The 7,066-nt window shown below is 66.8% G+C and carries 7 protein-coding genes; all 7 read left to right on the top strand.

All coding sequences use genetic code 11. The annotated features are described in order from the left end of the window. On the top strand, positions 1 to 451 hold a 451-nt coding region (locus PLE19_23600; protein HPD17934.1), incomplete at its 5' end, for a hypothetical protein. A gap of 85 nt (positions 452 to 536) precedes the next feature. Further along, positions 537 to 2,204, top strand: coding sequence for a hypothetical protein (locus tag PLE19_23595; GenBank protein ID HPD17933.1), 1,668 nt, complete (start codon positions 537 to 539; stop codon positions 2,202 to 2,204). Between the two features lie 43 nt (positions 2,205 to 2,247). Continuing rightward, positions 2,248 to 2,727: an arsenate reductase ArsC gene (locus tag PLE19_23590; GenBank protein HPD17932.1), complete on the top strand. Its 480-nt coding sequence runs from the start codon at positions 2,248 to 2,250 to the stop codon at positions 2,725 to 2,727. Between the two features lie 126 nt (positions 2,728 to 2,853). Next, the gene (locus PLE19_23585; GenBank protein ID HPD17931.1) at positions 2,854 to 3,684 is read left to right on the top strand and encodes a PstS family phosphate ABC transporter substrate-binding protein; all 831 of its coding nucleotides are present in this window, start codon (positions 2,854 to 2,856) and stop codon (positions 3,682 to 3,684) included. A gap of 16 nt (positions 3,685 to 3,700) precedes the next feature. Then, complete coding sequence (locus PLE19_23580) at positions 3,701 to 4,846, top strand: PstC family ABC transporter permease (GenBank protein HPD17930.1); 1,146 nt, start codon at positions 3,701 to 3,703, stop codon at positions 4,844 to 4,846. 1 nt (position 4,847) lies between these two features. After that, on the top strand, positions 4,848 to 6,194 hold the full coding sequence (gene pstA, locus PLE19_23575; protein ID HPD17929.1) for a phosphate ABC transporter permease PstA: 1,347 nt from the start codon (positions 4,848 to 4,850) through the stop codon (positions 6,192 to 6,194). A gap of 30 nt (positions 6,195 to 6,224) precedes the next feature. Next, on the top strand, positions 6,225 to 7,016 hold the full coding sequence (gene pstB, locus PLE19_23570) for a phosphate ABC transporter ATP-binding protein PstB (protein HPD17928.1): 792 nt from the start codon (positions 6,225 to 6,227) through the stop codon (positions 7,014 to 7,016). The last annotated feature ends 50 nt before the right edge of the window (positions 7,017 to 7,066 follow it).

Below are 7,066 nucleotides of genomic sequence, written 5' to 3'. Positions count from 1 at the left end.
GATGAGCGCCACCGACACCGGCGTCTACGTCAACATCACGCCCACGGTCGGCACCGAGTCCATCTCCATGAATGTTACGACGCAGGTGGTCAACCACGTGGCCTACGCGGACAACGGGGTGCCCGTGGTCGTCGAGCGCAAGGCCGCCACAGTGGCGCAGGCCGCCGACGGCCAGGAGATCGTCATCGGTGGCCTCGTCTACGAGACTCCCATCAACGCTGCCAACAAGGTGCCCATCTTCGGCTCTCTACCGATCCTCGGCTACCTCTTCGGCGGCGAGACCAAGCAGGCCAATAAGCGCCTCGTCGTCGTCGCCATCAAGGCCACCAGGCACCAGGGCGGCGGCCTGGCGCCCGAGGACGCCGACATCATTGAGACGGCCAAAGGCAATAAGGCCATCGAACTGCCCGGCGTCAAGCCCAAGCTGGCCGGGGACCCAATCAACCCGTGACGCCCCAACCTCCCGCGGGTTGGGAACCCGCGGGAGGCGGAGGAAGTGACACAAGACATCACGCGCGAATGAGGAGAAACGGACGATGAAGCGATGGCTCAGGACAATTCTGGCGGCGGGCCTCATGGCGGCGACCGCGCCCGCTGCGTGGGCCGGAATGCCCGGCATGACCGGGGACGAGGCGTCGGGTGTGAACAACCGCCGCGGCGACGCCAGCCCCTCCGCCGCCGACAGCAAGATTGACGACTACACCAACCAGGACGAACAACTCAACCTCACCGAGAAGTCGGGCACGGTCAAGATCCTCCGCGTGAACCAGAAGAACCTCGTCAACGACTACGTCGTGGAGATCATCCCGCTGGAGAACCCGAACGCGGTGAACATGGTGCGGGAGATTCGCTCGGTGTTCCGCATGCTCACTGCCAAGGAGGGCGGACGGGCCGAGGTCGTCCGCGACCGCGTGGCCAACAAGGCATACATGCAGGTCATCTGCCCCCGCTTCCAGCTCCCCTACATCCGCGAGGCCGTCAAAGCCCTTGACCAGCCCTGGATCAAGGAGAACAACGACGGCTACTCCACGGTCTACTACCGCGCGAAGAACCGCGACATCTCCATCGTCAACGCCCTGGCACACCTCTGGTGCGACGGCGAGGGCATCAGCCAGATTGACGCGTCGAACAACGCCGTGGTCCGCCGCGAGGAGCCCACGCGCGCCGTCAGCTTCGTGAAGTACTGCGACACCGTGGACGTCGTGCCCGACCAGATGGTCTTCGAGGGCGCCATCTACGAGGTGAACGCCAACGACGACTTCAAGCTCGGCCTCGACTACATCGCCTGGAAGAACGGCCCCGGCCGCTCCCTCTTCGAGTGCATCCGCGGCCGCACCAGGACCGATCAGGAATGGGACGACGTTTCGAGCATCTGGGACCCCCTCACCGGCAAGCGCTACATCGAGGCCCCCCTCACGCCCGCCGACCACGACCAGGAAACCCGCGCGAGCCAGAAGTACTGCTCGTTCAACTACGTCGTCAACTCGGCCTACCTGGACTTCCTGGCCTCGAAGGGCAAGGCCCGCGTCATCGTGCGGCCCAAGATCATCACCCGCAGCAACGTCAAGGGCACCTTCTCCACCGTCGAGCAGATTCTCTCGTTCAACGTCGTGCCCGACGTGGTGACCCGCACCCCCTACAATCCCCCGGCCACGCCCGCCGTCGCCGGCGACGCCGGCGAGCTGGGCGTGGACAACCGCACGGTCAATTACTCCATCTATGGCACCACCGCCGCCACAACCACCGGCCTCACCCTCGAGGTCACGCCCTGGATCGGCTCCGAGTCCACCGAAGTCCAGGTTGCCGTCAGCTACCGCACGCTCTCGGGCGTCACGCCCCAGGGCATCCCGATGATCAACACCCGCGCCCTCACCACCCGCGCCCGCGTCCGCGACGGCGAGCCGCTCGTCATCGCCGGCCTCGACCGCGAGGAGAAGGTGGACGCCTACGCCGGCATCCCCTTCCTCTCCTCGATCCCCGGCTTTGGGCTGGTCTTCGGCGGCGAGACCCACTCGATCCGCAAGACCCAGCTCGTCATCGTCCTCGTGCCCAGGCTCATCACCGGCACGAGCAAGGAACTGGCCACGGCCGAAGAGGTCGAGACCATGAAGATGGCCCTTGGCGAGCAGCGCTTCGAGATTCCCACCAACCCCTGGGGCTTCGACCAGTGGCTGCTCGACCAGAGCAAGACGGCCCCTTACTGAGCCGTCCAACCGCGGCGGCGTGCGCCGTCGCCGGGGGTGTGAAATGAGCGAACCCAAGAAGCCGAGCGTCCTCTTCCTGTGCGTCAGCAACTCGTGCCGCAGCCAGCTGGCCGAAGCCCTGTTGCGCAAGCACGCAGGGGATCAGTTCGAGGTCGAGAGCGCCGGCCTCGAGCCGGGAGACATTCATCCCCTCGCGCGCGCGGTGATGGCCGAAGTCGGGCTTGACCTGAGTTCCCATCGCCCCAAGAACGTGCGAGAGTTCCTCGGAAAACGGCACTTCGGGTACCTGATCATCCTGTGCGCCGAGGCGGAGGCCAGGTGTCCAGTGTTCCCCAACATCAGCTTCCGCCTCGACTGGCCCTTCCCCGATCCCGCCAAAGCCCCGGGCTCCCAGGAGGAACGCCTGAGCGCATTCAGGCAGGTGCGGGACGCCATTGAGCAACGCCTCTTGGCCTGGCTGAGGGAGAGGCGAGCCATCCTGGGCGAACGGGCCGAGCCAGGGCCGGCGACGGGGAGCCGGTGAATTGCCCCTGGCCCGCCGGCGGTGTGGATTTCGCGAGACTCTAACAAGCGCCTTACGCCGCGCTAACCTGCGCGGGTTAGGCTAAGGTCAGACACGAGTACCCGATACAGGGAAAGGAGAGGTGAGATGAGCCGATGGCTGTGGTGGATGGGCTGCGTGGGACTGCTGCTCAACCTGCCCCAGGGCGCGACGGCGGGGGAGGGGCGTCTGGTGCTCGACGGCTCGACCACTGTGGGGCCGCTCGCCAAGGCCTTCGCCGAGTACTACATGCAGCAGAACAAGGGCGTCAACATCAGCGTGAGCGAATCCGGCAGCGGAAACGGCGCCAAGGGCATCATCAACGGCACCTGCGACATCGGCAACATGTCCCGCGCCATGACCGATGCCGAACTCAAGGCCGCCGAGGAGAAGGGGGTGAAGCCCGTCGCCCACATCGTCGCGATGGACGGCATCGCCATCATCGTCCACCCCAGCAACCCCATCAAGGCCCTCACGCTGGCGCAGGTGAAGGACATCTATCTGGGCAAGGTCAAGCGGTGGAGCGACGTGGGTGGCCCCCCGCTGCCGATCGTGCGGGTGAGCCGCGACACCAACAGCGGCACTTACGAGGTCTTCGAGGCGAAGATCATGCAGGGCGACCGCATCGCGGCGGTCGTCGAATACGTCGGCAGCAACGGCGCCATTCGCCAACGCGTCCAGAGCACCCCCGGCGCCATTGGCTACGTGGGCCTCGGCTTCGTGGACCGCACGGTGAAACCCCTCGAAATCGAGGGCGTCATGCCGACCAAGGAAACGGTGGCCACCGCCAAGTACCCCGTCTCCCGCCCCCTCTACATGTACACCAACGGCCAGCCCAAGGAAGGCACGCTCCTGAGCGACTTCGTGGGCTTCTACAGAACAGCGAAGGGCAGAGAGATCACGGAGGCCATCGGCTTCGTGTGCCCGCCCGAAAAGTGATGGGTGATGAGTGCTCATGAGCACTGCCCGAAGCGCATCACGAAGCCTCCTCCTAAGCAAGCGGGCCAGCCGCCTCCAGCGGCTCGGCTCGCTTGCCGGCAAGGGGCTGCTGCTCGCCATCACGTCCAGCTCCGTCCTCGCCGTCCTCTTCATCTTCTACTTCATCGCCAGGGACGCCATCCCGTTCTTCCGGTCGCGCGGCGTGATGGAGCTGTTCACGGCCCTCGAATGGTACCCGTCGGGCCGTCCACCGGCATTCGGCGCCTTGTCCATCTTCGTCGGGAGCGCGCTGGTCACGGCCGGGGCCATCCTCGTGGCCGTGCCCCTGGGCATCGCCACGGCGGTGTGCCTGAGCGACGTGTTGCCTTTTCGCACCCGGCAGTACGTGAAGCCGGTGATCGAGATGCTGGCCGCCATCCCCTCGGTGGCCTATGGCTTCTTTGCTCTCGTGGTCTTCGCCCCACTCCTTCAGGACAACGGGGGCACGCTGCTCTCCGCCGCCGGCTGGGCCGTGGGAGCGCCCGTCGCCGCCCTGACGGTGGTCGTGGCCAGCGAGTTGGCCACGGTCCGCTGCCGTGCGGCGTGGCGGCCGGCGGCCCGCTGGGGCGTCGCCGCCGCCCTGGGCGTCGCCGCGTTCCTCGGCCTTCGATGGGCGACCGGTGCCTTGGCCGGGCTGGCGATCCCCAGCGGCACGAACGCCCTGAATGTCTCCATCATCCTCGGTATCATGGCCCTGCCCACGGTCGTGAGCGTGTCCGAGGACGCGCTACAGGCCGTGGGCCGCGAACTGCGCGAGGGCAGCTACGCCCTGGGCGCCACGCGGGCCGAGACCATCATCCGCGTGGTCATCCCCGCTGCCAGCAGCGGCCTGGGCGCCGCGGTGATCCTGGGCGTCATGCGGGCCATCGGCGACACGATGGTTGTGTGGATGGCCTCCGGCAATGCCAGCCAGATTCCCAAGCCCTGGTACGACCTCACCCAGCCCGTCCGCACCCTCACCGCCACCATTGCCGGCGACATGGGCGAGGCCGACCACGTGACGGGGTCGGAGCGCTACAGCGTGCTCCTCGCGCTGGCCATCGGCCTGCTCGTCGTCTGCTTCACCCTCAACCTGTTCAGCGAATGGGCCGTGCGCCGGACGAAGCGGAGGATGGGGCACTAGCATGACGCTTGGCACCCGCAAACTGCTCGACAAGGCGTTCTCGGGCCTGGGGCTGTTCTCCATCGCCCTCATCGCCGCGTCGCTCCTCGTCATCCTCCTCCCCATCCTCGTCCGCGGCGCCGGCGCCTTCTGGTTCCGAGGCACGGTCGAGTTCCGCAAGCTGATGCTCGACAAGTTCGAGCGCGGCAGCCGCAGGGCCGTCGAGGCCGAGGTCGCCGAGGCGCGGGCCGCCCGCCGGCCCGTCTACGACATGCTCGCCGCCTTCGACCACGAGATGGAGAAGGGCGGCCTCCTGTTCCGAAGGAAGTACGAGGCCCCTTTGGACGACTTGAAGGGCCGCCTCCGCGCGCTCCTCGGCCCCTTCCCGGGCGAAGCACGGCCCGCCCTTATCCGCGAGCAGTACGGCCAGACGCGCTGGGACCGCGCCCTGCTGAAGGCCCGCGACGTGCTGATGGTCGAGAGCTACGACTACTCGGACCCCACGAAGCTGGCGAAGAAGACGCTCTCGCCGCGCGTGGAGGAGTTCAAAGGCACCGCCCTGGAGCCGCTCTTTGCCTACGTGGAGCAGCACCTGGAGGCCATGCTGCGTCCCCGCCGCACCTTCTACTGGCGCTTCCTCACCGACACGTCGCACGACGCCCACTTCTTCGGCGGTGTATGGCCCGAGATGCTCGGCACCCTCTACCTCACGCTCGGCTCCATGCTCTTCGCGGTCCCGATGGGCGTCATCTCGGCCATCTTCCTCGTCGAGTACTCGCGCGAGGGACGGTTCGTGAGCACCCTGCGGATGTTCATCAGTACCCTGGCCGGCGTGCCTAGCATCGTCTTCGGGCTCTTCGGCCTTGCCTTCTTCATCCACACGATGCGCGTCTCGCACTCGAAGAGCGTGCTCGCCGGCTCGCTCACCCTGGCGCTCCTCGTGCTGCCCACGATCATCCGGGCCTCAGAGGAGGCCATCCGCGCCGTGCCGCACACCTACAAGGAGGCCGCGCTCAGCCTCGGCGCCAGCCAGTGGGGCACCATCGTCACCGTCATCCTCCCCGCCGCTCTGCCGGGAATCCTCACAGGCATCGTCATCTCCATGGGCCGGGCGGCGGGCGAAACCGCCCCCATCATCTTCACCGCTGCCGTCAGCGTCGGCCAACCGCTCAGCGTCCTCGAAACCTTCACCCAGCCCACGCCTGCGCTCTCCTGGAACGTCTACAACATCTCCACCGAGCACCAGGCTGTGGACGAAATCCGCCACGTGCAGTACGGAATGGTCCTCACCCTCGTCGCCCTCGTCCTTGTCCTGAACCTGACGGCCATCATCCTGCGGGCCCGCATATCGAAGAAACTGAAGGGATGAGCCATGGGCACCTTCACAGTCCAAGAAGACATGTTCCAGGACCGGCTCGGCGCGGCCAGCGCGGGCATCGAAGACACCGTTCAGGCCGAGGAGTTCTCGATCTTCTACGGCTCGAAAGAGGCCGTGAGGAAGGTCAGCTTCGGCATCCCGGCCGGCCAGGTTACCGCGATCATCGGCCCCAGCGGCTGCGGCAAGAGCACCTTCCTGCGCGCCATCAACCGCATGAACGACCTGATCCCTGCCTGCCGCACCGGCGGCAGGCTCCTCCTCGAGGGCGAAGAGATCTACGGCCCCCAGATTGACGTGGTGGCCCTTCGACGCCGGGTGGGCATGGTCTTCCAGAAGCCCAACCCCTTCCCCAAGAGCGTGTTCGACAATGTGGCCTACGGCCCCCGCATCCACGGCGGGCTGAGCAAGACGCAGCTCACAGACATTGTCGAGCGCAGCCTCACCCGCGCCGCGCTCTGGGCCGAGGTCAAGGACCGCCTGGGCGACAACGCCCTCGGCCTCTCCGGCGGCCAGCAGCAGCGCCTGTGCATCGCCCGCGCCCTGGCCGTGGACCCCGAAATCCTGCTGATGGACGAACCCACCAGCGCCCTCGACCCCCAGGCCACGCTGCGCATCGAGGAACTCATCGGTGAACTGCGCGGCCGCTACACCATCCTCATCGTCACCCACAACATGCAGCAGGCGGCCCGCGTATCCGACTTCACCGCCTTTCTCTACGAGGGCAAGCTCATCGAGTTCGGCGTGACCCGGCAGATCTTCACGAACCCGCGAGAGAGGCAGACGGAGGACTACATCACGGGGCGCTTTGGCTAGGAGCCTGTCCAAGAATCCGCGTGGGCTGCGTTGCCGGCGCCAGCGGGGCG

It is taken from the genome of Planctomycetota bacterium, from assembly GCA_035384565.1.
Classification (GTDB): domain Bacteria; phylum Planctomycetota; class PUPC01; order DSUN01; family DSUN01; genus DAOOIT01.
The sequence above is the reverse complement of the archived record's forward strand: the minus strand, read 5'-3'. Positions and strand labels throughout refer to the sequence as shown.